The organism is Paracoccus indicus, from assembly GCF_003056335.1.
Taxonomy (GTDB): Bacteria; Pseudomonadota; Alphaproteobacteria; order Rhodobacterales; family Rhodobacteraceae; genus Paracoccus; species Paracoccus indicus.
Genome location: NZ_PYWA01000002.1, coordinates 22,601 through 46,759, shown reverse-complemented (window position 1 = coordinate 46,759; position 24,159 = coordinate 22,601). Strand labels below are relative to the sequence as shown.

General features: G+C 60.5%; 23 protein-coding genes. 4 read left to right on the top strand and 19 right to left on the bottom strand.

Going from position 1 to position 24,159, the window contains the following annotated elements:
* Window positions 1–39: 39 nt before the first annotated feature.
* The 7 genes from DDE75_RS03135 to cyoA are packed head-to-tail and all read right to left on the bottom strand — an operon-like array spanning window position 40 to window position 6,836.
* On the bottom strand, window positions 40–573 hold the full coding sequence (locus DDE75_RS03135) for a response regulator transcription factor (protein ID WP_108500952.1): 534 nt from the start codon (window positions 571–573) through the stop codon (window positions 40–42).
* Window positions 570–1,862 carry an ATP-binding protein gene (locus DDE75_RS03130; protein WP_211659288.1) on the bottom strand — a complete coding sequence of 431 codons (1,293 nt, stop codon included), beginning with the start codon at window positions 1,860–1,862 and terminating at the stop codon, window positions 570–572. Before DDE75_RS03130 ends, DDE75_RS03135 begins: the two co-directional genes overlap by 4 nt.
* Complete coding sequence (locus DDE75_RS03125) at window positions 1,859–2,596, bottom strand: SURF1 family protein (protein ID WP_108500950.1); 738 nt, start codon at window positions 2,594–2,596, stop codon at window positions 1,859–1,861. Before DDE75_RS03125 ends, DDE75_RS03130 begins: the two co-directional genes overlap by 4 nt.
* Entirely contained in the window at window positions 2,593–2,970 is a 378-nt protein-coding gene (gene cyoD, locus DDE75_RS03120) for a cytochrome o ubiquinol oxidase subunit IV (RefSeq protein WP_108500949.1), read from the bottom strand. Before cyoD ends, DDE75_RS03125 begins: the two co-directional genes overlap by 4 nt.
* Window positions 2,970–3,590, bottom strand: a complete 621-nt coding sequence (gene cyoC, locus DDE75_RS03115) for a cytochrome o ubiquinol oxidase subunit III (RefSeq protein WP_108500948.1) — start codon at window positions 3,588–3,590, stop codon at window positions 2,970–2,972. Before cyoC ends, cyoD begins: the two co-directional genes overlap by 1 nt.
* 3 nt (window positions 3,591–3,593) lie before the next feature.
* Window positions 3,594–5,591 (bottom strand): cytochrome o ubiquinol oxidase subunit I, encoded by a 1,998-nt coding sequence (cyoB, locus tag DDE75_RS03110; RefSeq protein ID WP_108500947.1) that lies wholly within the window; start codon window positions 5,589–5,591, stop codon window positions 3,594–3,596.
* A 24-nt stretch (window positions 5,592–5,615) separates the two neighbouring features.
* The gene (cyoA, locus tag DDE75_RS03105) at window positions 5,616–6,836 is read right to left on the bottom strand and encodes a ubiquinol oxidase subunit II (RefSeq protein ID WP_108501314.1); all 1,221 of its coding nucleotides are present in this window, start codon (window positions 6,834–6,836) and stop codon (window positions 5,616–5,618) included.
* Between the two features lie 160 nt (window positions 6,837–6,996).
* Between cyoA and DDE75_RS03100 the strand changes: the two genes are divergently transcribed.
* Window positions 6,997–8,313 (top strand): MFS transporter, encoded by a 1,317-nt coding sequence (locus DDE75_RS03100; protein WP_108500946.1) that lies wholly within the window; start codon window positions 6,997–6,999, stop codon window positions 8,311–8,313.
* 87 nt (window positions 8,314–8,400) lie between these two features.
* Here the strand turns inward: DDE75_RS03100 and DDE75_RS03095 are convergent, their stop codons facing one another.
* From DDE75_RS03095 to DDE75_RS03060, 8 genes are all read right to left on the bottom strand, one after another.
* Entirely contained in the window at window positions 8,401–8,802 is a 402-nt protein-coding gene (locus DDE75_RS03095; protein ID WP_245894603.1) for a hypothetical protein, read from the bottom strand.
* Window positions 8,803–8,890: 88 nt separating this feature from the next.
* Window positions 8,891–10,792 carry an OmpA family protein gene (locus tag DDE75_RS03090; protein ID WP_108500945.1) on the bottom strand — a complete coding sequence of 634 codons (1,902 nt, stop codon included), beginning with the start codon at window positions 10,790–10,792 and terminating at the stop codon, window positions 8,891–8,893.
* 206 nt (window positions 10,793–10,998) lie between these two features.
* Window positions 10,999–11,466 carry a GNAT family N-acetyltransferase gene (locus DDE75_RS03085; protein WP_108500944.1) on the bottom strand — a complete coding sequence of 156 codons (468 nt, stop codon included), beginning with the start codon at window positions 11,464–11,466 and terminating at the stop codon, window positions 10,999–11,001.
* Window positions 11,467–11,849: 383 nt separating this feature from the next.
* On the bottom strand, window positions 11,850–13,337 hold the full coding sequence (locus DDE75_RS03080) for a TniQ family protein (RefSeq protein ID WP_108500943.1): 1,488 nt from the start codon (window positions 13,335–13,337) through the stop codon (window positions 11,850–11,852).
* A 2-nt stretch (window positions 13,338–13,339) separates the two neighbouring features.
* Entirely contained in the window at window positions 13,340–14,302 is a 963-nt protein-coding gene (locus tag DDE75_RS03075) for a TniB family NTP-binding protein (protein ID WP_108500942.1), read from the bottom strand.
* Window positions 14,299–16,440, bottom strand: a complete 2,142-nt coding sequence (locus tag DDE75_RS03070; protein WP_108500941.1) for a Mu transposase C-terminal domain-containing protein — start codon at window positions 16,438–16,440, stop codon at window positions 14,299–14,301. The genes DDE75_RS03075 and DDE75_RS03070 overlap by 4 nt, the downstream gene beginning before the upstream one ends.
* Window positions 16,437–16,991 (bottom strand): hypothetical protein, encoded by a 555-nt coding sequence (locus DDE75_RS03065; protein ID WP_162798890.1) that lies wholly within the window; start codon window positions 16,989–16,991, stop codon window positions 16,437–16,439. The genes DDE75_RS03070 and DDE75_RS03065 overlap by 4 nt, the downstream gene beginning before the upstream one ends.
* A 943-nt stretch (window positions 16,992–17,934) precedes the next feature.
* Window positions 17,935–18,897 (bottom strand): GSU2403 family nucleotidyltransferase fold protein, encoded by a 963-nt coding sequence (locus DDE75_RS03060; RefSeq protein WP_245894602.1) that lies wholly within the window; start codon window positions 18,895–18,897, stop codon window positions 17,935–17,937.
* A gap of 581 nt (window positions 18,898–19,478) precedes the next feature.
* Here DDE75_RS03060 and DDE75_RS17205 point away from each other — a divergent pair.
* The 3 genes from DDE75_RS17205 (at window position 19,479) to DDE75_RS03050 (ending at window position 20,658) form a co-directional block, all read left to right on the top strand.
* A complete protein-coding gene (locus DDE75_RS17205) occupies window positions 19,479–19,802 on the top strand; it encodes a hypothetical protein (protein WP_162798889.1) in 324 nt (107 codons plus the stop codon).
* Window positions 19,803–19,885: 83 nt separating this feature from the next.
* The gene (locus DDE75_RS03055; protein WP_108500938.1) at window positions 19,886–20,386 is read left to right on the top strand and encodes a helix-turn-helix domain-containing protein; all 501 of its coding nucleotides are present in this window, start codon (window positions 19,886–19,888) and stop codon (window positions 20,384–20,386) included.
* Window positions 20,386–20,658 (top strand): hypothetical protein, encoded by a 273-nt coding sequence (locus tag DDE75_RS03050; protein ID WP_108500937.1) that lies wholly within the window; start codon window positions 20,386–20,388, stop codon window positions 20,656–20,658. The genes DDE75_RS03055 and DDE75_RS03050 overlap by 1 nt, the downstream gene beginning before the upstream one ends.
* A 588-nt stretch (window positions 20,659–21,246) precedes the next feature.
* Here the strand turns inward: DDE75_RS03050 and DDE75_RS03045 are convergent.
* The 4 genes from DDE75_RS03045 to DDE75_RS03035 all read right to left on the bottom strand — a co-directional run bounded on the left by DDE75_RS03045 (window position 21,247) and on the right by DDE75_RS03035 (window position 23,819).
* A complete protein-coding gene (locus tag DDE75_RS03045) occupies window positions 21,247–21,525 on the bottom strand; it encodes a hypothetical protein (protein WP_162798888.1) in 279 nt (92 codons plus the stop codon).
* A gap of 108 nt (window positions 21,526–21,633) precedes the next feature.
* Window positions 21,634–22,065, bottom strand: coding sequence for a Fic family protein (locus DDE75_RS03040; RefSeq protein ID WP_108500935.1), 432 nt, complete (start codon window positions 22,063–22,065; stop codon window positions 21,634–21,636).
* A gap of 584 nt (window positions 22,066–22,649) precedes the next feature.
* Window positions 22,650–22,847, bottom strand: a complete 198-nt coding sequence (locus DDE75_RS17485; RefSeq protein ID WP_211659287.1) for a hypothetical protein — start codon at window positions 22,845–22,847, stop codon at window positions 22,650–22,652.
* Between the two features lie 66 nt (window positions 22,848–22,913).
* A complete protein-coding gene (locus DDE75_RS03035; protein WP_211659286.1) occupies window positions 22,914–23,819 on the bottom strand; it encodes a serine hydrolase domain-containing protein in 906 nt (301 codons plus the stop codon).
* Between the last annotated feature and the right edge of the window lie 340 nt (window positions 23,820–24,159).

The following is a 24,159-nucleotide window of genomic DNA, read 5'->3' as shown; positions in this document are numbered from 1 at the left end:
GAATATCATTACGCTTCTACGATTGTTCCGATCGCATGTTCAGCGCACCTGCCATTTGGCCAGTTTGCGTGCCAGCGTCCGGCGGTGCATGCCAAGACGGCGCGCCGTTTCCGAGATGTTGAAATCGGTCGCCAGCAGGGTCTCGTGGATCTTTTCCCACTCGAGCGTCTTGATGGTCGTCGGGCGGTTGGCGGGCTGGACCTCGGCGTCACCTTCGGTCCGGTCGAAGGCCGCAAGGATGTCGTCCGTCCCCGAAGGCTTGGTCAGGTAGTGCGAGGCGCCCAGCTTGATCGCCTCGACTGCGGTGGCGATGCTGGCGAAACCCGTCAGCACGACGATGCGCATGTCGGGGTTCAGCCGGTGCAGGTGATCGACACAGGCCAGCCCCGAATCCCCCGACAGCTTCAGATCGACGACGGCGTGGCTGGGCATTACCGGCATGCGCGATCGGCGCATCTCCTCGGCCGAGGAAAAGCGGCTGACCGAAAAGCCCCGGCGTTCCAGCGACCGCTTCAGGGTCATGGCCAGGTCGTCGTCATCCTCGACGATCAGGATATGGGCATCGGGGGTCATCTGCGGTCTCCGGTGACGGACAGCTTGTCCAAGGGCAGCTTCAGCGTCACCAACGCGCCGCCTGCCTGCAGGTTCGAGACTGTGACATCTCCGCCCAGCTTGCGCACGGCGTTGACGACCAGGAACAGCCCCAACCCCCTGCCCTGCCCCCGCTTGCTTGAATTATAGGGTTTGCCCAGGTTCTCCAGGACGTCGGGTCGAAAGCCCGGGCCGCGGTCCCCCACCCGGAAGACCAGATGTTCGTCGCGCAGCGATGCCGTCAGTTCCACCCAATCCGGGGAAACCTCATGCGCATTCTCGAGGACGGTGCTGACCAGTTGGGTCAACGCCGCATCGGCCAGGATCCTGATGTCGGGCTTGACCTGATTGCGCAGCTTCAGGGGCGCCTGATCGTGGTTTTCCTCCCACTCAGCCAGGATGTCGTCAAGAAAAGCACTGACCGTGGTCGGGACCGGAGCCTCTCCGCGCGGCTCGCCCGAGGATGCAAGGATGCCTCTGACGATGGATTTGCAGCGGTCGACCGCCTTTTGCATCTGGGCGATGTCGTGCTGCAATTCGGGATCGCCCGAGGTCGCCGGCATGGCCCGCCAGTCGCTGAGGATCACCGAGATCGAGGCCAGCGGCGTTCCCAGTTCATGCGCAGCCCCCGACGCCAGAAGGCCCATGCGGACGATGTGATCCTCTTCGGCGGCATGCTGGCGCATCTGGGCCAGGCGGGCGTCGCGGTCGCGCAGGTTGCGGTTGATGCGGGTGACGAAGGTGACGATCAGCACGGCATTCAGCATCAGCGCGACCAGCATGCCCGCCAGGTAGGTCGTGAAGAAGGGCTCGTATTCCGGCAACCGCAGCGGCAGATGCACACGCGTCAGCATCGCGCTGAGCAGCCCTGTCAGCGCGACGAAGCGCCAGCACTGCCCCGGGTGCAACAGCACCGCCGCCAGCGTGATCTGCAGCAGATAAAGCGCGATGAACGGGTTGCGCCCGCCCCCGCTGAGCCCCAGCTGCACCGTCAGCAGCAGGATGTCGATCAGCAGCACCCAGGCAATATTCGGTGCCCGCTTGCGCCGCAGCCAATGCAGGCTGATCAGGTTCAGCGCCAGAAGCGCCCCCAAGGTCATCGCCATGAAGACCAACGGCAGCTGGATGTTCAGCACCAGTTCGACGAAGGCGATGGTGACCAGCTGGCCGGCGATGGCCAGCCAGCGCAGCTGCACCAACAGGCGCAGGTTCTTCAGGTCGGTGTCGGACCCACCCGGGGCCAGCCCGAATGACGTGCCGTCTGCGATCACCTGGTCTCTTGCCTTCGTCCGTGTCTGATCACCAAGAATGCCGCGCCAAGCGTGCCCACCGCAAGGGCGAACCATGTCAGCGCATAGGACAGATGCGAATTGCGGAAGGCCACGACGGTCAAACCGCCCACGGGATAGCCACCGGGATTGGGCGTGGCGTCCGCATCGACGAAGAAGGGCGCCACCGGCCCTTCGCGGTCTGCGGTGATGGCGGCAACGTCGCGGGAATACCAGCGATCGGCCTCGGGGTCGTTCGCGCGCAGGAAGGCCCCGTCGGGTTGCGACATGCGCATCAGCCCCGACACGGTGACCAGGCCCTGCATCTGCCCCTCGGGGCGGGTGGCGGGGTCGCGACGCTCGGGCGGGACAAAGCCGCGGTTCACCAGATAGGTGCCCCTTGGCGTTTCGAGGGGCGTCATGACCCAGAAGCCGCCGCCAAGCTCGGTCACGGCCTTGACCAGCGTTTCGTCGTCGTGGTCGAAGATGCCGCGCAGGGTGACCTTGCGGTATTCATCGGTGGCCTCGGACAGGGTGTCCCATGCGGCAGGCAACGGCGCGGGGACCGGATCTGCGGCAAGGCGGGCATCGACGCGGGCGATCAGGTCCTGCTTCCAATGCAGCCGCTGCACCTGCCAGACGCCAAGCGAGATGAAGAGGATCAGCAAAAGCAACGTCGCCCCTGCCAGGATGGCAAGGGCGAGCGTCGAGAACCGATGGCGGGCGCGGGCGGTCACGACTGCCCCGTCATCCCTTGCGGCATCGGCATCATGTTGGCGTTCATGTGATACATGACCCAGACCGACCCAGACAGCATGATGACCAGAACCACGATGGTGAAGACCAGCGAGATCATCGTCCAGCCCTTCTCGGATTTGCTGTTCATATGCAGGAAATAGATCATGTGGACGACGATCTGGGCGACCGCCATGCCAAGGACGATCATCACCGTCAGCATGCGGCTGGCCAGCCCGCCTGCCATGACCAGCCCGAAGGGGATGGCCGTCAGGATCACCGACAGGAAGAAGCCGGTGGCATAGGACCGGACGCTGCCGTGATCATGGCCGTCTGCGTGGGCATCTGCGTGGTTGTGCATGTCGTGCGTGCTCATCAGATCATCCCCATGAGATAGACGAAGGTGAAGACACCGATCCAGATGACGTCGAGGAAGTGCCAGAACAGCGACAGGCACATCAGGCGGCGCTTGTTGGATGCCGTCAGCCCCGTGCGCGTCACCTGCACCATCAGCGTCACCAGCCAGATGATGCCGAAGGTGACGTGCAATCCGTGGGTGCCCACCAGCGTGAAGAAGGACGACAGGAAGGCCGAACGGCCGGGCGTCGCGCCCTCGTGGATCAGGTGGCCGAATTCATAAAGCTCGATCGACAGGAAGGCCGCGCCGAAAAGTCCGGTGACGGCCAGCCACCCCAGCATCTGCCGCTGGCGGTCGCGGGCCATTTCCAGCATCGCGAAGCCATAGGTGATCGACGACAGCAGCAGCATCGCCGTGTTCAGCGCGACCAGTTCCAGGTCGAACAGCTCCTTGGGTCCGGGGCCACCGGCGTAATTGTGGCCCAGGACCGCGTAGACCGCGAAGAGCACCGCGAAGATCAGGCAGTCGCTCATCAGGTAGATCCAGAACCCCAGCATGGTGCTGTCGCCTTCCGGCAGATGGGGTTCGTGATCCAGGTGGAACTTGCGCGGACCGGTATGTGTGACGGTGGATGACATGGTTTATGCCCCGCTTTCGATCAGCTTGCTGCGCCGTGCTTCGGTATCCACCACGGTCTGGACCGGGATGTAGAAGTCGCGCTTGGTGTTGAAGGTATGCCCGATGGAGACCACGAGGATGCCGATGAAGCTTACGATGGCCAGCCACCAGATGTACCAGATCAGGGCAAAGCCGCAGGCGACGCTGAGACCGGCGATGATGACGCCCGCGCCCGTGTTCTTGGGCATGTGGATCGCCTCGTATCCCGACAGCGGACGCTCATAGCCGTTGGCCTTCATGTCGTGCCATGCGTCGATGTCATAGACCACCGGCGTGAAGGCGAAGTTGTAGTCGGCCGGCGGCGACGAGGTCGCCCATTCCAGCGTCCGCCCCTGCCAGGGATCGCCCGTGACGTCGCGGTTCTTCTTGCGGTCGCGGATGGAGACGGCGATCTGGATCAGGAAGGCCGCGATGCCCACCGCGATCAGCGCCGCGCCGAAGGCCGCGATCACGAACCAGATCTGCAGGCTGGGGTCGTCGAAGACCCGCATCCGGCGCGTCACGCCCATCAGGCCCAGCACGTAAAGCGGCGTGAAGGCGAACCAGTAGCCCGCGACCCAGAACCAGAACGAGATCTTGCCCCAGAATTCGTCCAGCTTGAAGCCGAAGGCCTTGGGGAACCAGTAGTTCATGCCCGCGAACAGCCCGAACAGCACGCCGCCGATGATGACGTTGTGGAAGTGGGCGATCAGGAACAACGAGTTGTGCAGCACGAAGTCGGCAGGCGGCACGGCCAGCAGGACGCCCGTCATGCCCCCCACGGTGAAGGTGATCATGAAGGCGATGGTCCACATCATCGGCAGCTCGAAGCGAACGCGGCCGCGATACATGGTGAACAGCCAGTTGAACAGCTTGGCCCCCGTCGGGATCGAGATGATCATCGTGGTGATCCCGAAGAACGAGTTCACCGAGGCGCCCGACCCCATCGTGAAGAAGTGGTGCAGCCAGACCAGGTAGGACAGGATGGTGATGCAGACAGTCGCATAGACCATCGAGGTATAGCCGAACAGCCGCTTGCCCGAGAATGCCGAGGTCACTTCCGAGAAGATGCCGAAGGCGGGCAGGATCAGGATATAGACCTCGGGGTGGCCCCAGATCCAGATTAGGTTCACGTACATCATGGGGTTGCCGCCCATGTCGTTGGTGAAGAAATGCGTGCCGACATAGCGGTCCAGCGTCATCAGCACCAAAACGGCCGTCAGCACCGGGAAGGAGGCCACGATCAGCACGTTGGTGCAGAGCGAGGTCCAGGTGAAGATCGGCATCTTCATCATGGTCATGCCCGGCGCGCGCATCTTGATGATGGTGACCAGCAGGTTGATGCCCGACAAGGTCGTGCCCACGCCCGCGATCTGAAGCCCCCAGATGTAATAATCGACCCCCACGCCCGGGCTTGCCTCGGCGCCCGACAGGGGCGGCATGGCCAGCCAGCCGGTCATCGCGAATTCACCGATGAACAGCGACAGCATGACGATGACCGCGCCGCCGACCGTCATCCAGAACGAGAAGTTGTTCAGGAAGGGGAAGGACACGTCGCGCGCACCGATCTGCAGCGGCACCACATAGTTCATCAGGCCCGTCACCATCGGCATGGCCACGAAGAAGATCATGATCACGCCGTGGGCGGTGAAGACCTGGTCGTAATGGTGGGCGGGCAGATAGCCCTCGGACCCGCCGAACGCCATCGCCTGCTGCAGGCGCATCATGATGGCGTCGGCAAAGCCGCGTAGCAGCATGACGACACCCAGGATCATGTACATGATGCCGATCTTCTTGTGATCGACGGTGGTGAACCACTGGGACCACAGATAGCCCCAGAGGCGGAAATAGGTCAGCGCGGCGACCGTCGCGATCCCGCCCAGGGCCACCACCGCGAAGGTGGCGACCAGGATGGGTTCGTGGAACGGCAATGCGCCGAATGTGAGGCGACCGAACAGAAAAGAGGTGTTCGGATCTTGCATGGGGGATGTCATGGTTCGGTCCGATTACTTGTTGGCGGGATTGGGCTGGGTGTCAGCGGGCTGGATGGGATCGGGCTGGAACAGGGGCATGAATCCGCCCCCCAGCCCGTGACCGTGCAGCATGCGCCTGTCGGCTTCGGTGGCGGTCTTCTCGGCCTCGGGGGTGTCGGACTGCATCTCGTCCTCGCCTCCGTTGCGGCTGACGTCCATGCCCATCGCCCCGTGGTCCTTGTGGTCCTGCCCGCCGTGATCGTGGCCATCGTGTCCCATGGCACCGTGATCGGCGTGCTGACCGTGCGCCATGTCCATGCCGCCGGATTTGGTATGCATGTCCTTCATCATCATGTCGTCCATGCACATCTGGCCCGGTTCGACGCACATGTTCATGATGTCGTGATAGAGCCCGTCCTCGACACCCGCGAAATGCATCGGCGCGACATTCTCGGAAGGCTGGGCCAGGTCGCGATAGGTGTCGCGGTCCAGCGTGGCATCCTGGGCCTGCGCGTCCGCGATCCACTCCTCGAAGCCGGCCTCATCCATGCCGTGGAACTTGAAGCGCATGCCTGAAAAGCCCGCCCCGGAGTAGTTCGACGAGAAGCCGTCATAGACGCCCTTTTCGTTGATCACGCCATGCAGGGCGGTCTCCATGCCGGGCATCGTATAGATCATGCCGGCCAGCGTCGGGATGTAGAAGGCGTTCATCACCGAGGAGGAGGTCAGCTTGAACTCGATCGGCCGATCGACGGGGGCCGCCAGTTCGTTCACGGTCGCAATGCCGTATTGCGGATAGAAAAACAGCCACTTCCAATCCAGCGACACGACCTGCACCTCCAGCGGTTCGTGATCGTCCGTCACCACCACGTCGCGGGAAATGCGGTCCAGCTTGCGATAGGGATCCAGAAGATGCGTGCCGACCCAGGTCAAACCGCCAAGGCAGATGATGATCAGCAGAGGCGCGGCCCAGATCACCACCTCCAGCTTGGTCGAATGGCTCCAGTCCGGGGCATAGGTCGCATCCTTGTTCGAGGCGCGATACTTCCATGCGAAGAAGACGACGAGGCAGATCACCGGGATGATGATCAGCAGCATCAGCAGGGTCGAGGCGACCAGGACGTCCCTCTGCCGCGCTGCCACGTCGCCGGACGGCGACAGCACCACCGCATTGCATGCGGACAGAAGGGCCGGGATGGTCAACAGGGCGGTAAGGTGTAAACGTTTCAAGGCGTTTCCAGTCCGATGGTCCATGAAATGACGGGTTTCGGGCGGGCCGGGGCCGCGCCAGGTGGCAGCGATACGCCCCATACCTCGGGTCCGACATTGGACAATTTGCCCAATGCACATATCGTGCGAACAGGCGCAGGAACGCCGCTGAATTCATGACAATCGCGAACGGAGCAACAGCGGCATGACCAGCACAGCCTCGACCATCGCCGAAAAGGACGCCCGCGCGCATAACGACGCGCCGGTCCCGCTGGAACCGAGTGAGATTTCCATCGGGGTCGTCATCGGGCGCACATCCGAATTTTTCGACTTCTTCGTCTATGCCATCGCATCGGTCCTGGTCTTTCCCGACCTGATCTTTTCCTTCACCGATCCGCTGCGCGGGACGATCTATTCCTTTGCCATCTTCGCCTTGGCTTTCATCGCCCGCCCCATCGGCACGGCGATCTTCACGCTGATCGACAAGAACTATGGCCGCGGGGCCAAGCTGACCTCGGCGCTGTTTCTTCTGGGTGCCTCGACGGCCATGCTGGCCTTCTTGCCCAGCTATGAACAGGTCGGAGGCTATGCCATCCTGTTCCTTGCCATCCTGCGGATCGGTCAGGGCATGGCGCTTGGCGGCGCGTGGGACGGTCTGGCCTCGCTGCTGGCGATGAACGCCCCCAAGGGCCGCCAGGGGTGGTACGCGATGATCCCGCAGATGGGCGCGCCGCTTGGCCTGATCGTGGCCAGCGGGCTGTTCGTCTTTCTGGTCACCAGCCTCAGCGCGCGTGATTTCCTTGATTTCGGCTGGCGCTATCCCTTCTTCGTGGCCTTCGCGATCAACGTCGTGGCGCTTTTCGCCCGCCTGCGCATCATCGCGACGCCGGAATACGAAAAGCAGTTCGACAACCTGGAACTGACCCCCGTCCGCGCCAGCGAAACCGTCAAGGCCGAGGGCCGCCATCTGCTGCTGGGCGCCTTCACGCCGCTGGCCAGCTTCGCGCTGTTCCACATGGTGACGGTCTATCCGCTGTCCTGGGTGTTCCTGTTTACCGACGAATCCCCCGCAGGCTTCCTGATCATCGAGATCGTCGGCGCCGTCATCGGCCTTCTGGCCGTGATGCTGTCGGGCATCGTCGCCGACCGCATCGGGCGACTGCGCCTGCTGTCGATGTGTTCGATCGCCATCGGTGTCTTCGCGCTTGTTGCGCCGATGCTGCTGAGCGGCGGTGCCGTTGGCGAAGTGATCTACATGGCCGTGGGCTTCACCCTGCTGGGCCTGTCCTTCGGTCAAAGCTCGGGTGCGGTCGCGGCACGTTTCTCCAAGCGCTACCGCTATACCGGTTCGGCGCTGACCTCGGACATCGCTTGGCTGATCGGTGCGGGCTTCGCCCCGGTGGTTGCCCTGCTGCTGTCCAGCACCTTCGGCCTGTGGAGCGGCGGCGCCTATCTTCTGTCGGGTGCGATCTGCACCTATGTCGCCCTGCGCCTGACCAAGCAGCTGGACTTCCAGTCCTGATCCGACAGCCATGCCATCATCGCCATCAAAAAAACGGCGGAGCCTTCGATGCTCCGCCGTTTTTTATGTCGTCGACCCGTGGCAGCTTCAGTTCAGCAGAACACGCGCCAGATTGATGATCGACAGGATCTGCTGGGTCCGGGCGTCGACGCGGATCAACCGGTCGCCGTCGCGGTAATAGCGCCAATCATCCCGACGCTCGATATCATAGCGGTCATAGTCGCGCACCAGCACATAGTCCTGACTGCGAAGCCGATCCCCGACCCGCGTGCCGTATTTGGCAGCCTGTCCCGGCGGAACGCATGTCGGCGTCTTCTTGGCCAGACCCGGAGGGCAACCCTTATGCTGCTGCGACGCTGCATTGTGGTGGTTGCCCGATGCCTGACCGTGCCCGTTACCCTTGCCGGGGTTTGCCAATCCCGGGTTCGCCAGCGACATGAAGCCAAGGCACAGCGCCATGGCCACGGTCTTGCCGATTGCAGATTTCATCGTGTTCATCCTCTCCATTGTGTGCCGCCCGGCAAAGTAAAAGGCGGTCTTCGTGATGAAGGCCGCCCCCGCTGCATAATGCCGAAGATCACTTCGCCGCGGTCTGCAGCAGACCGGTGATGCGGCGCACGGCGACGCGGCGGTTTTCGCGGACGTCGCCTTCCTGCGCGACCTTGGGCGATCGTTCGCCATAGCCCTGCACGACCATGTTCTCGGGCGCGACCTGGAAGTATTCGGTCAGCGCCAAGGCTACCGATTCCGCACGGCGATCCGACAGCGCAAGGTTGGCGGCATCTTCACCGACGGTGTCCGTATGGCCTTCGATCAGGAAGATCTCGTTCGGGTTTTCCTCGATCGCGCTACGGATTACATTGCCCAAGGCGGTCAGCGACTTGGCCTGATCGGCATTGATCGCTGCCGAGTTCGTGTCGAAGGTGATGCCGTTGACGTCGATGGGCGCAACCAGCGACCGGACCTGCGAAATGTCGCGGATCTGGGCCAGGCTGAAGCGACGGTCGATGTCGGCTTCGCGCATCAGCGCCTCGCGCAGTGAACCCTCGTCCATATCACCGCCGGCATTTTCGAAGGCGGGCGCGGGTTGCGGCAGCGTCGCGATGTCCACGGGATCAACGGTCGCGGTTTCATCGATCAGCGCGGTCTGCGTGCCATCGGCCGAAACCAGAGTGCGGCGCAGGATGCGCAGGTCGGCATCGCGAATGGTCACGACACGGCTGCCATCCTCACGCGTGACAATCGTGCGCGAGGAACCATCCTCGAAATTCTCGGTGGCAACGGTCGAGCCGGGCTGACGAAGCAGGGCAACGTCGTCCTTGATCAGCTCTTGGGTGCCATCCGGACGCGTCACCACGACACGGTCCGGGGTCGACAGCTGCACCTGGCGATTGTTGTTCAGCATCGCACCGACGGCAACGCCACCCAGACCCAGCAGCAGGGCCTTGGTCAGGTCGTTGTCGTCATCCGAATCATCATTGGCGGCGTCCTGCTGTTCCGTCGAGGCTGCCTCCTGCATCGTGGTCGCGAAATCCTCGCTCGAGGAACGGCTGTTTTCCTCGGTCACTTCCTCCTCGGTCACCTCGGAGGTGGCGTTGTCATCAAGCGCCGCGACATTCGGAACCTGCGTGGCCTTCGCCGCATCCTCGGCAGCGGCGGGCTGCGCCTTAGCATCGGCTGCCGTGGTTTCATCCGACGCGGCCTCGGTCGCGGGGGCTTCTTCGGTCGCTTCGGTATCCGTCGCAGCCGCTTCGCTGTCGGCAGCAGCATCCGCGGCGGCGGGTTCTTCGGCGGCGGGTTCTTCCGTCGCGGTCTCAGCGTCAGTCGATGCATCCTGTTCCGCCGCCATCGCGGCATCCAGATCGCCGGTCTCGGACTGCGCCTCGGCATCGGCGGCTTCGGTGCCGGTGTCATCGGCGGCTTCGCCCGTCATTTCCGGCACAGCCTCGGATTCGGCGGGAACCTCGGTCATGTCGGCATCAGGCTGAGGGGCGGCTTCGGCCTCCGCTTCAGGGGCTGCGGTCGGTGCCGGATCTGCAGCATCTGGCTGCTCGGCCTCGATAGCCGCCTCCAGATCACCTGCCTCGGGGGTTGCAGTGTCGTCGACGGTGGCTTCGGCTTCCATCGCATCTTGCAACGCGTCTTCGCCTTCCGCTGCGGGTGCCTCGGCCGCTGGCTCATCAGCCGGGGGTGTGGCGTCGGTGGCGCTCGGCTCGATTGGGGTGCCTTCGGCGTCGGTGGCTTCGACAGGTACCTCGGCAGTGGCATCAGCCTGCGTGTCCGCCTCGGGTGCCATCTGGGCCGGCGCAGCCTCGGACGCGGCATCCGCTTCCGGCGGGGTCACCTCGGGGGCTGCCTGCGTGGCGGGCGGCACGACCGTCGCATCGGCATCGGCAGCAGCCTGCGCCGTGGCCATCTGGGGGGCCAGCAAGGCAAGGCAGGCGGCGATGGCGGTGGAATTCTTGAACAGGGTGCGCATGTTTGCTCCTCGAAAAACAATCGCGATCATCTTGCGCAAACAACATGGCACGCGTTGCCGGGTTCCCCACCGCACCCGCAGTGCACGCAAGATTGATCGACGCCCCCTGCCCCATGGACGACCGCAGTGCCAAGGCCGATGCCCACAAAACGCCTCGCCGATCCGGCATGGCGGAGCGTCCGAAAGCCCCGGCGGACAGTCTTGGCTCAGGCCGCGCGCCGCTCCTCCAGATCAAGGCGCATGGTCGCCATGCCCTGCCGACGCGACAGCTCCTCGTAACCGGCCGAGCGATAGGCGTTCAGGGCGGGTGCATTGTCCACCTCGACCTTCAACGTCAGGGTCAGGGCGTCCAGATCACGGGCGGCATGTTCGACATATTCGGTCAGTTCGGCACCCGCGCCGCCGCGCATCTCCTCGATCAGGAAGGCATAGGTCAGATGCCGCACCTCGGGGCCGACCCCGACCCTGAGGGCGAAGAACCCGACATCGCGCCCTGCATCATCCTGCAGATAGAAGGACACGTCATCCAGATCACCCAGCCAGTTGCGGTGCCACTCCATTTCGTCGAAGGGAACCTTGGCGTTGGGGTTGATCAGGGGGATCTCCTCGTCGGGCAGCATCGCTGCCAGCGGTGCAAGGTCGCGGTCGCGGTTCCGGCGCAGGGTAAGCGTCATGGGTCCTTCCTCTGGTCTGTCTGGGCGGGTGTTTTCCGATGCATGAGCGTTGAAGGGCGCGTGCCTGCCATGACTGCCCCCGCCGAGTCAACCATGCCGGGACATGCGGCATCGGCCGCGACGGTTCAGCGGTGCTGATGCAGGATCACGTTACGAACCGGAAGGTTTCGAAGCCTTGGCCCTGCGGCGATCAGTGTAGAAACACGTGTAATAGTGCCATCAGGTTCAAGAAATACTGGTGCCCAATCCGCTCTTAGGCGGACAATGCTGCCATTTTACACAGGTAAAGTTGCCATCAAAAGTTCAACAAAATGGCCGCTCGAAGCGGCCAATTAAGTGTTGTGAGGACGCCGCGGCGATCCGCTTCGTAGGCGCCTGACTTTTTAGATATCAATTCGCAGCGCGTTGAAGCCCTGGTCGCCTTCGGCACGACCGATGTTTTTAACCTCGCCTAAGAAAGTCAGTTGCAGGAGATCGCACATCGGAATCCGGGCACGCTTCGTGCACTGAGTGAGAGTCACCCACTGCACCGGCAGATCTGACATCTCCGGCGCGAGATCGTGTAGCCGGTCCAGCAAGAAATCGACTTCCCAGCTGTCAAACCCACACTTGTCTCGCTTGTTCTCTCCTTGGCTACGGAACAGCGGAGTGAGATAGCCGAGCTCGATCAGGCAACTGACGATTGGCCGCGTCGCGTTCATCCTTGCGGGCAGCGTCACGAAGGGCACGGACCGACTAAGAGCCGCTGCTGCATCCTGCCCCTGTTTGACATCTACAAGGAGGATGGAGTTGGATTTTCCGGTATCGTTGTGAGTGATAAGGCGCCGCTCCATAAGGATCTTGCGCAGCGTCTGGCGATGGACGCCGGCCTCCAGCGCCAGCGACTGGATCGAATATTTGTGGCGCCGCGGGACGCGTTCGCCCAGCAGCTTCCGCCCGACACACACGTCCATGTTCCGCAGAATATAGTTTCGCAGGAGCTGCTTGATCGAACCGTGATCAGAGCGATCGCCCGGCTCCAGCAGCCACCTATGAAGTTGACCGAAGACCGTGGCGTAGTTCTGTCCGCCTTGCCCTCGGTCCATGGCCGAGACATGCAAGGTGTCGAAAGCAGAGTGCAGGCCTGCTTTTCCTGCGGACGTCCATTGCCACCCTGAGCGACCTGCGAGGTCCCAGCCGTCTCGATCGATCGAGCCGAGGTTGATGCTCGTCCCGAACGCCATCACGATGCCGAGCATCTGGGTTGCCTTGATTGCCTGTTCCAGTGTCTGGCCGTCCAGCCACTCGGGGCCCTTGCGACCATCGAGACGATCCAGGACATAGCTTTGCAGGGGCGAGGGTTCGCGGTGCAGGCCGGTCCGCGCAAGATCGAGAAGCGCCTCGGCTCGCTCTGGGACATGCACGAGGAGTTTGTGGCGCATGTTGTCCCGGTGGTCGCGGGCCCGATGGATGAGGGCTAGGCCGTGCGTCGGAAAGGTAGTGACGACCCGCAGGCTCCAAGACAAACGATCCTGCCGCGCGATACCGGGATTGTCGGCACGACGATCATCCTCCAAGAGGCAGAGCGGACAAAAGCGCGTCTCCTCACGCACCATCATCGAGGCGGGAATGCGTTCGCCCCGGAGGACGAAGTTTTGGTATCCCGTGGAGGAGGCGGTATTGCGCCACACCGGTTCCACATCCTGTCCTGCGGCACGACACAGCCGATCGATCACCGCACGGCGGCCATGAAGCAGGTCGGAGGGTGCGATCCCGTGGTCGGACAGGAAAGTCCGCGGGCTGGGACAGCCGTGCAGAACGGAAAGGCGGGCTGCCCAAGAGGCGGGTGTTTCGTTTTCGTGGAACGGCAGGTGAGGGAAGAGATGCGTCATGATCAGTTCCTCCGCCCGCGCCGCCTGGCAGGCGGCTCATCATCGGTGCTGTCAGGATCGATGTCGCGCCAGTCGTCAGCCAGAAAGACGTTCCTTCCCGGCCGACAGCCTTCCAGCATCGCCCATGCCTGCGCAAAGTGGTAATCGGACAGGCAGTCGGCGCCCCCGCCCAGAGCCACTTCGATGGCGTTAAGGGTGGTCTCGATGCTGCGGCCGAACCGAAAGCGGGACGCGTGGAAGAGCCTCGCCACAAGATTTTCGGACAGGTCTGTGTCCAGCCCGGCCTCCTTGCAGTAGGACCTGATCAGATCGTCGAAGTCCTCGCGGTCGGTGGCAGCGCAGACGGGGTGCAGCTGCATCGTCGAGAAGCGGCGCTGGACCTGCGGATCGCTGCGGATGATGTCGTGCAGCCGCTCGGTGCCGGAGAGGATCACGATGACAGCCTCGTCGCCCTGCATGAGCGACTTCAAAGCGCGCAGGATCATGGCGCTGTCCTTGCAGAAAAGATCATGCGCCTCGTCGATCCACAGCACGGAGATCCCCAACATCTTGAGGCGTGTTCTGATCTGGTCCCAGAGGCTCCAGGCCTCCCGGCGATCTGACACAGACGGGTAGCCGCTGCGCCGCAGAATTTCGAAGCCCATGCTCTTGAACGTGGCAGGGCTTGGAACGCTGACACCCATCCAGGTCGGACCATGGGCGCCTGTCTGGAGGGCCGGATGCTTCGCCAGCGCATGGGCCACAGTCGTGGATTTTCCGCCGCCGGGGCCGTCTACCACGAGGATACCGCGCGTCTCGGCGGTGGCAGAAAACCTGACCGCCTCCGACGTCAGGTTGCCGGAGGCATCGCAGCGCAGGAGGCGATCCAAATGGCCCCGAAACTCGTCATCCCGGGGGGCTTTGGCATGGAGCGCGCGCAGTTTCTCCATGATGCGCGCGTTCCGCTCATAGTCGATACCGCTCATTTGTCGAACCTCGACACGCCATCGTTCCTTGTGCCCCGCCTTGCGGTGGTCGCCGATCTGGTAGCGGAGAGGGTGTCGTCACGATCTGGAACGACCGAACGACCGATCCCACCCATGCGTGCGGACCTCTTCGGTGCGGGTCCAGTCTGGAAGCCGATCATCAGCTTCTGTTCCTCCCGGCGCACACGCTCTTCGGACCACTCATCGACAAGCAAGCCTTTCGCCGCCTGAGCATACTCGGAGCGTTCCCGGATATCGCGCAGTGCGTCGAGCACGACCTTCTCGTCGTAACGCTCTCGCTCAGGATCGGCAGCCCGAACGTCGCGAACCGCCGACGTCCAGAGTTGCGCGCTGAGACCGTTCGCTGCCTCTATCACTGCGGGAACGGTCATCCACTCCTTGTCGAGTCGAACCTCGATCTCGCTGATATCACTGGGCAACCAGCGCACCTCCAAGTCGCGGTTGCTCCGGTGTCGCAGGTAAGCCGCGAGGTTCTCGGAGTGGTAACGCACGCCCAACACCGTGATGCCCGTCTTGTCCAACTTCCGCATGAACTTCTCGCCTAAGATCCGCCGGGAGGTGCGGGTGTCGGGAGGAGGTGTAACACCATTTTCGGCGGTGAGCCGCTCCCAGCACTGCAGCGGGGTCTCACCGTCAAGACCCGAGTGCAGGGTGTTGTGGTAGACATCCACAACCCATCGGACGAGCACAAACGCGAGGTCGTTCTCGTTGAGGCATGCACGGTCTGCCGGATTGGCGTCTCCTTTTTCCGCGATGCTTGAGAAGGTGCGCCCAGGTAACTCCGGCAGTAGGCTTGTGCCACTGGTCCTGAAAAAGCGCTCAATGACGCCACGAAGCTCTGGAAGGCCTGCAACGCTGCGGAGGGAAGGAATGCCGAGATCAAAACAAGCAGTTTGAAACTCTTGCGATCTGAACTCCGAGCCGCAGTCTGTCACGATCTCCTCGGGAAGACCGTGCATGTGCCACCGCCCGTTCGCCCTGACGGCGGTGGAGAGCACCCCCTTGTCCGATAGCACCATCTTGAGGGCTTGCACGGCCGCGCTCGCTTTGGCTGACGGCGTCATGATCATGGCCAGGATGCACCTTGTGGTGGCGCAGATTGCGACAGTGAGTTTCCATCGCACCGGCTTTTTCCCGCCTAGCCCGAAGATCTTTCGTTCCTCATCGGTAAAACCCTCGAGCAACCCTGCGTCGGACAGCACAGAAAGAAGGTCAATGTCCCACTCATCAAGCTCGACCCGCTGAAGCGGGCGCGTCAGTTGAAGACCTTTTCCAACCGGAGCGAACATCTTCCGCGCCGCAGCCGCCCCATCGCGCTTCAGTTTCACAGTATATGGGTCAAGGCTGTTGATGGCCCGGCGGACCGCCTCCCGGCTAGGCCGACGGATCTTCGAAAGGCCGTCCTCCTCACGCTTGGCATTGCACTGTGCGAACAGTTCGTCGACCTGCTTGAAGATCGTCATCATGGTGGGGCGACCGGGATCCATATACTTCCTCACCCCTTCCATCAGCAATGAACGACTGGTGTAGCAAAATCCGGGACCTCGATTGCCGCGCCTGTGCTCGCGAAGCGCAAGTCCAGCCAGTCCATGTGCTTCATAGGCCTTCAGCCATTTCCGCAGGGAACGAGGGCTGGGCGCTTCTCTAAAGGTGAAGCCCGCCGAAGCGTGAGTAGCGCCGCGTCCCGCCAGCTCGGCACAAGCCTCAAGAGCTTCAACCCTCAGCTCGCGAATACTTGCCTTGATGGCCTCATCGGTTCGCTTGCATTTCTTCTCGCCCTCAAGTTTCAGGAAGGCTTGAACCCAGATCGCGCGCGCGAACACCCTCTCTTGCTGCTTCTCGTCCAAGAGCGAGATCAAGTTGTCACCTTCATCCAGACGTCGTTGTGCCGCCATTTTGGTGAAGTGGTTGCGGTTCGTCTGGATCCGCCCTGCCGAACCGAGCCGGCTCAACTCGACATGTGGGAATTGGTGGCAGATGCCGTCGTCATCGCAGCGCCGCATAATGTAGCCGACTTCGTTGCTGCTGATCGGGCGCCAATCGACGCCTTCGATCGTTACTCGGTCGAACTGTCCAAAGGCATAGCGATGCCCGTTCGGGTCAAAATGCAGATTCATTCGTCTTCTCCCGCGTGAAACACCTCAATCTCCGGAGCAAGGCGCTCGTAACGGGTCGTGCGCAGGCGCCCACGACCGATGCTCCTGATGATCGCGCGATATCCGCGAGCACCTTGACCGATCTCCGCGGCAAGCTCGGAAACCATGGAGATGCCACCCATCTGCGCGATCACGGCGGCGGCGGCCTCGTCTGCCTCCGCGTCAGGCTTGCGAACGCTGTAAATCAACCTGGCGTTCGACAGCTCGACCGGATCCAAGTCGACATCGGTGAGTAGGCGGACGTCATCCGCGAAGCCGCTATCGACGGCCTGCCTTGCGATAAGCGCGATCTCCGCTTCCAATTCCGGCGTGACGCGCGCTTCCGGCTTCACGGGGCAGGCAAGGCGGGTGCCATCGGCTTGCTCTACAAGCAAGTCGAAATAGTGTGTCCGCCATTGTCCCGATGGAGCTAGCCATTTGAAGGCCACCTGTTCACGAAGTTCCCTCGTCTTGCGGTCGGCATTCAGGCAGTGGGCCCAGCTGTGCTCTAGGTAACTTTCCGTGTAGAGCACCCTGCCTGGCCACGGGCCCACTAGGATGTGTCCAGTAAAATGACCTTTGGAGGCCGTTGCAGGGCGGCGATCAGCGAAGCTTGGTTCGTGGAGGATGGCGTAGCCATCTTTGTCTTGAAGCATATCTGTCTCTCAGCATGTTGGGTCCGCCCCCCGCCCGTAAGTGGGCGAGGAGATCATGCGCGGCTGTAGGCAAAACAGGGTGTTTCAACCCGCGAAAGCAGGATGATCAGCGTTTGCGCTGGCAGCTGTGGATTTGAGGAAAACAGACCAAATGCTTGCGCTTCCAAGCAGGTAACGCTAAGCTTAAGCTAAGAAACTGGCGGATTTAGGTCTGCTTCTGGAAACGCTCGATCTGTTGGCGCAGGTCGGGCGTTCTGCTTTTCTACGTGCTCATGCGGTATCTCCTCGGCTGGACTTCATTGGGCAATGCATATCACAAGTCGGCGCTTTTCGTAATTCTCCTTTGTTCTCAGTATATTGCTGTGAAAATTGGAACTGTCCTGCCTTCCTCAAGGGGGGTAGGTCAGCGGACACGACAGCAGGTAGTTCGCCGTGATGGGCAAACCACAAATATCTGTGCGGCCGCGCCATCGACATCTCCCACAAGGAAATGCGAAAGCGAGTGCCTCGAATTATATTATTGAAGTAGCTGATGCAGAACGGAGCACGCTTAGAGCGCGAAGGCCTGCATCTAAGATCAACTGGTCAGTCATCCGCACTGCGGTGATTCGACCGCTCGCAACACTCTGATGAGCATTAACGGCTGCAGAGTTGCGCAGCATAGACATCAGCAAGATGGGTGAGCTCAGGATCATGGCTACACCATAGAAAGTTTCGCAAGGCGTTGACAAGACTGAAAATGTGACTAGCGAACTCGATGCGAATGAATTCTCATAGACGATCCCAGGCCGACGCCGGACATGGCCCCCATTGCACCGGGTTACGCTAGGCCGCCCAGATAGTGCTTCGTCTCCGGCATACCCTCGAGACTTGAAGCGATTGACTTTCGCCACTCTTCGCGTTGGGAAAGCGCCTGCTCGTAGGCCTCCGCCAGATCGTCGGGACGGTCTTCGGCGAGAACGCGAATGAGAAAGCCAGCCTGAGCACGATCCTTCGAGGCTTGAGCCGCGCCCTTGCCGTCGTGCCGCCTGCTGGCAACCATCAGCTTGTAAATCGCAAAACGCTCGGGTCGCGGGATCTTGACGAGGACACCTGAGCGGTAGAGTGCCAGCGCGGGAATTGGATTTTCAATCAGGAAGTGCAGCTCGTCCAGTGCAGGTGCACTCCCAAGAAAGGTCGGCAGCGGAAAGGCGCACTGCTTCCCGAGCCTCGGTGTCAGGAATTCGATCCCGACCGCGCTGCCGCTCTGCCTCCATTTCCAGATCGGGCGCTCGGACGCCTCCGGGGCAGCCTCGAAACTTACCATCCGCTGGAAGTTTCCCGGAAAATCCCTCATCTGATCATCAACGGCAATCGAGAGCCGCTTGACGTTCAAAGAACCGTTTTCGTCATTGCTTGGTAGCGTGTTCGGAACGATTTTGACCCCCAGTTCGCCCTGATACACCACAAATGCATCGGTTCCGATGAGCATCCCTCCTTGCTGGAAGAGGCCGGCGCGGGCCAAGGCCAGCAACAGCTTTCCAGTTGCCCGATCCGGCGCGATCATCCCTTCCGCCTTGAGAATACGTGCAAGACGCGACATCCTCACCTTCCGGTCCTGCGCATCCACCTTCGAACCTGTCTGACGCGCGAGGCGCCTGCGCAATTCAGGGGTGTCTTCGCCAAGATAACGGCTCTTCATCTTCGTTCCGACCCGGAACCGATCATAGAGATAGGTTCGCCCACTGCGCTGGCGCACCTCGAGGCTGCCACGGACTTCTGAGCTGACGACATCAAGATGCATGCGTAGCAAGTCCTGATATGTAACCTGAGCGGCACGTGAGTGAGACGTAAGTTTCATCCGAGGCCCGAATTGCTATCCATCAATGCAATCATATCAGATGAACTCATGTGCAGCGAATTGGAGTTTGCTGCACATGAGTTCCAACATCCCAGTCATTTTCGCCACGCGATCATGCGCACTGGCGGATCTAAAGGACCAGATGGTCTGTGATCAGATAAAACGGCAACTGCTGTTCCTCCGATACGTGCGCTTTAGATCCAGCATGATGGCTTCAGCGATTCTACATGTGCTGATTTTCCCATCGTGGAGACCAGTAAACGCCAGATCATAGCTTTCGTTAGCAACAATTTTTTTTTGGTGAAACTACCGCGAAACCATTCGTCAAATGGGATTGGCAGATCGAAGTCCAGGTGGGCTTTAAAGATCGCTTTGACCTACGCCTTTTGGACGAAATCTGAGAAACCAAAGGGCGTATATTTGCCCTTTTTTATTGCGATATCGCCGTTCATAGGCCCTCCTCTATAAAGCTGCGTCCGGAAATATGCGCGGCTCTTGCACCGTAACAGTATGCAGGGGGGCTTATGGGAAGAAACATCAGTATACATCCGGATTTCGAGGACAGCTTCTATGATGCCATTAACAAGATGTCCGGTGATTGCGCTGCATGCGCGACAATCACCTATTGCGAGTTGAAAACTCATGATCCGGATAGCAGTGAAAAACGTCATGGCGGTCCTGCTGGGAGCGATCTTTATTCAATTGAGATATCAGGCTGCCTCTCGTGGAGACTGGTGGCTACCGTCAACAACCCAAATGGCGATGTAGACATCTCTCTCTACGGCTTCACTGCGACGCCCGATACGCCCACTGCAGCCGCGGATTTTATTCATCACGGTCCCCCGTGAACCATTGAACCACTTGCAAGTTATATCATCGTTGATATATCGTGTCTAAGTGCTCGGCATGGCTCACACTGAAAGGATACCAGATGACCAGGATGCCAGACTGCGGTGGCGGTGGCGGCGAAGCCCATGACGCCATGTTCAAAAATCACGACCCCATCTTTGAGCGGATGCGCGAGGCGAACCCCGAAGGCGCAGCTGTTCTGGACCGCAATCAAGCCAAAGCCAGTATCGCACTGGCATTGCGGGCCATGCGCAAGAAGCGAAATATGACCCAGTCCGACCTGCAGCGAGCCTCAAGGAAGCATGGACGCCCTTTGACCCAGGCAATGATTTCACGGATGGAGAGCCCGATCGGGCATCTGCCGAACATCGACAGCGTAATGCGCTATGCTCAGGCGTGTGATGGAAAGCTCGATTTTATGTTCGGCCTAGAGGTCGACCCGCTCGGCATGCGCAATGTGCTCGACGAACCGGACGCGCCCGAGACCACAAGTGCGATTAAGGAGCCTGACAATGGGGTCAATGAACCCGATACGGCCAACGCACCTGATCTCATATGCTACGACCGGGTGGAGCTGGTCTGATGCTTTGGGCTGACTTGGCCACGGCCGTGGGCATGCTGCTCTTGGCATGCCCTGTCATTCGGCTGAACAAGAGCAAAAGGCTGCTTTATCAACTGCGCACATTGCACCCCGAGGACACACTAGACGCAATTGGCCAGAAGATGGCCGCTATTGCTGAACAGAAGATGCTTGATCAGATTGCCGACTGGCGCTCTTGGCATCAACTTTGTCTGTTCGGAGGTTACGGCCTACTTGCCGCCTCATCATTGGCAAGGCTTTACTCCCATATGTAGAACGAAATAGGTGCGATTGATTGCTGGCATTTGTTTCGACAGCTTAGAATGACATCAAACGAGGCCGCTGCCACGACCGGCTTGGTGCCAGTCCCGCACGTCAGCAGGGCGACGCGAGACAGGTGAACGATCGCGGGCGGGTGACGGTCTTTGCGACATGTTCTGTTGCAGGCTTTACTAGTCGCCGCCTGTTACAATCCAGTTCTCAAGCCAGCCGCCAAGACGCTCAAAGAGCGCAGCAGGCCCACAAACTCATCATTATCGCAATCGCGCGAAAGCTCGTCACAATCGCCAACGCAACCACCTACACTCGCATAGCTTTGCGGATCCAGCGCCAAAATCAGGCACAGGTGGATAGGCAGGCGCGCATTCTGTGGCTTGTATTCGGACAGTCAGCCTTGCGGATCGACGCCGTTCAATTCGGCAAATTACCGGGACGCCCCGTTTCAACACAGGAAAACATATCCGGAAAAGGTCGCTGCCGATAGACCTTCGGAAAGCCGATGCGAAATACACCACTGGCCCCATCCGATTTCAGAAAACCAATATCCGACATGTTCACCACGTCATCTCGTGCCGTGCAACTTTCTACATTTTGAAGGTCAGACATATCCGCAGGCGTGACATCACCCAGACGGAGAGCACGATCAATGATTGTTTTCGCTCGCGCATTGCCCGGCGCATAAGGTCATTTAACAGTGCGAAGTATCGCGTATGCAATTCTGGAACATTCAGCGATCTGTTCATGAAGCGGATTTGCTCGTGCATGACCATCAAGAACCAATCGGTTGACTGCTTAAGAGCTGCCATTGACAAGCTTCCGCGACCATCACGATCTCCCCGGCGTGGATGATCGGCGATATCCATTCTCTGCATATATTCCGCTGGGTCTCCCAGACCACAGGCCAGACATCTGCTGACAGACCACAATCCGTTACCATTAATCTCAGCCTGTCGGATCATAGCGTGCGTCATCTATCGACTGACACCCCCATTGCCGTCAAGAAACGGGTAAATATAGCTGAATCGATGATGCGCGGCCGGAATCGACAGAATACGCCCGATAACTCCGCGGGTGAGACCGCAATAGCGCATCTCGAAATACCCCATGAATTTATCAAGGTGAATGGAAGAAGGAGGACGGTGCCGCCCAACGACGACCTCTTGTCCCGCGGACCGAAACGCCCCGCGGGAAAAAGGCACGAGCTGTTCCACATTATTGATCTGGCGAAATATTTCCGGCATCTCTGAATAGAGGCGTCGATGTGTTTCGCGAAGCGTATCGAGAAAAAATGGCTCTGGAAAATTGCCCGCGGCCGGCTGCGATTCAATCCATTCTTGAACTCTTATGTGAACGACTGCTTTTTGAGCCAGGGCGTGGTTTGCAAACGCCCGGATAACGCCCATTCGATATCGAGGGGGCAGACTTCATGCTCTTCGATCCGGATTGAATAGTAAGCGTCGCGATCGTAATGATTCTGCTCACTTCGGCAGCAGCATATGGATGGAGCGAACGACCTAGCCGGCGGGATACTTGCTGAAGGCCGAGCGCTAGATCCACCGACGATTTGGGGATATTTCCCTCAATGCCACATGGTTTAATACGGGCCAGTGTCTCGAGCATTTGGAGCTGTGGCGATTACTGAACGCGTATTTGAATATTTTGTGTAGCTCCAGTTCGGATGATACGGCGCATCGCCTTCCATTTGCATCAACACAGTCATAGTCTGCGCGTAGCCATATCGTCTGTTCTCCTTAGATAGCCTCCTCCGACACCTTGCCGCGAAATTAACCTTGGGGACCGTGCCGAGGGGTTCGTTTCCGCGGGCTAGCGCTTCGGTCGCAATGTCGGCACAACGTTGCAGGTGCCGGCGGTCGGTATCTTCGATCATGAGGCCAGCTTTCTGTTTGGTGTTCCGAGAAATTTCCACGTTAAAGCAATTATTGCGGACCGCATCCGTTGCGCTGTCCGCGTCAGCACAAGGCGCTCATCAGTCCAGCGCTGCCGAAATGGCGTCGAATACCACGAGCGGATCGACCGGCTCGCGTCCTACGGGCTTGGGTTGCGCCATATGCGTGGCAATCACAACGTTCCGTTCGGGATTGATGTAGATGTTCTGCCCCTGAATGCCGATTGCGGCGAAGGCGCCGTCGGCGATGGACGGTCCGGTCCAGCCGGGCCACCACATATAGCCATACTCGATCGTCTCGCCGCTTTTCAGCTTCTGCGGCTGACCGGCGGTTTCCGTCCATCCTTAGGGCAGGATAGGGTTGCCGTCGATCTCTCCGCCCTCCAGAAAGAACTGCCCGAACCGGGCGAAATCCCGTAGGGTGGCTGACAGGCCGCTGCCGCCGATCTCGACGCCATCAAGGCTGTCCAACCACCAGTTCGCGTCGGCCTCCATCCCGTAGGGCTGCCAGATCTTTTCTGCCAGATAGTCCGCCAGCGGCATGCCGACGGCGCCGTGAACAACCTCGCCCAGAACCTGCGTCTCTCCGGTGGAATAGGTGTGATGCGTGCCGGGATCATGCGCGCGGGGCAACGCGGCCATCACCTCCATGGCAGAGCCGGGGCGCTGTTCGATCTGCGCGCGCAGCAGATCGCGACGGTCGGACTTCGGATCGGTATAGGTTTCGTTCCATTCCACGCCCGAGGCCATCAAAAGGATGTCGCGGATGCTGACCCCGTCATAGGCGCTGTCGGCCAGCGCCGGGACATAATCGGTGACCATGTCTTCCAATCCGTTGATATAGCCATCGACGATCGCCGCGCCGACCAATGTCGAGGTGATGGATTTGGCCACCGACATCGACATCCAGCGCGTGTCGGGGGTGTTGCCGCGCTGATAAGTCTCGTAAACGACTTCGCCGTCCTTCAGGACGATCATTCCGGCCACGTTGTCCAGCGACAAGAAGTCATAAAGGTCATAGGTCGCGTCATCGACCTGATAGCTTACCATCCCCGGCAGATCGACCAGCGCATCCGACAGTGCTTTGGGGCTATCTGATGCCGGGATGGTCCGGGTCGGGAACAGTCGGTCGATGTTGCGGAAGGTGCTGACCGCCAAATCGGGGGTCAGGTGCCCGTTATAGACATCCTCGACGGTGCCGATGGGTTCGTCAGCATGGGGATAGCCTTCGGCATGCAAGGTAACCGGCAAGGCAAGACAGAGACTGCCTAGCGTCAGCAAGATTCGCGTCCGATACAGCGCGCTGTGGGTCATGGTGTCCTCCATCCGTTTGAACCATCAGACGTCGGATCTGCATAACGCGCAAGTAGTGTGTTCGCCATTGTTCAGCAATGCTGGTGCATCGCTCGCTTACTGCCTTAGTGGCACCATTAGAAATGCCATATATCACACAGAGGCATGGGCCGCGCTCGACATCACAGAGAAGCGGTGCCCCGGTTCGGCATTCCCAGATCCGGCACTTGGCGCTACCACCGCCAAATCACATAGCCAGAGTTGGTTCTTAAGGCCCCAATGATAAGAGAGACAGTAA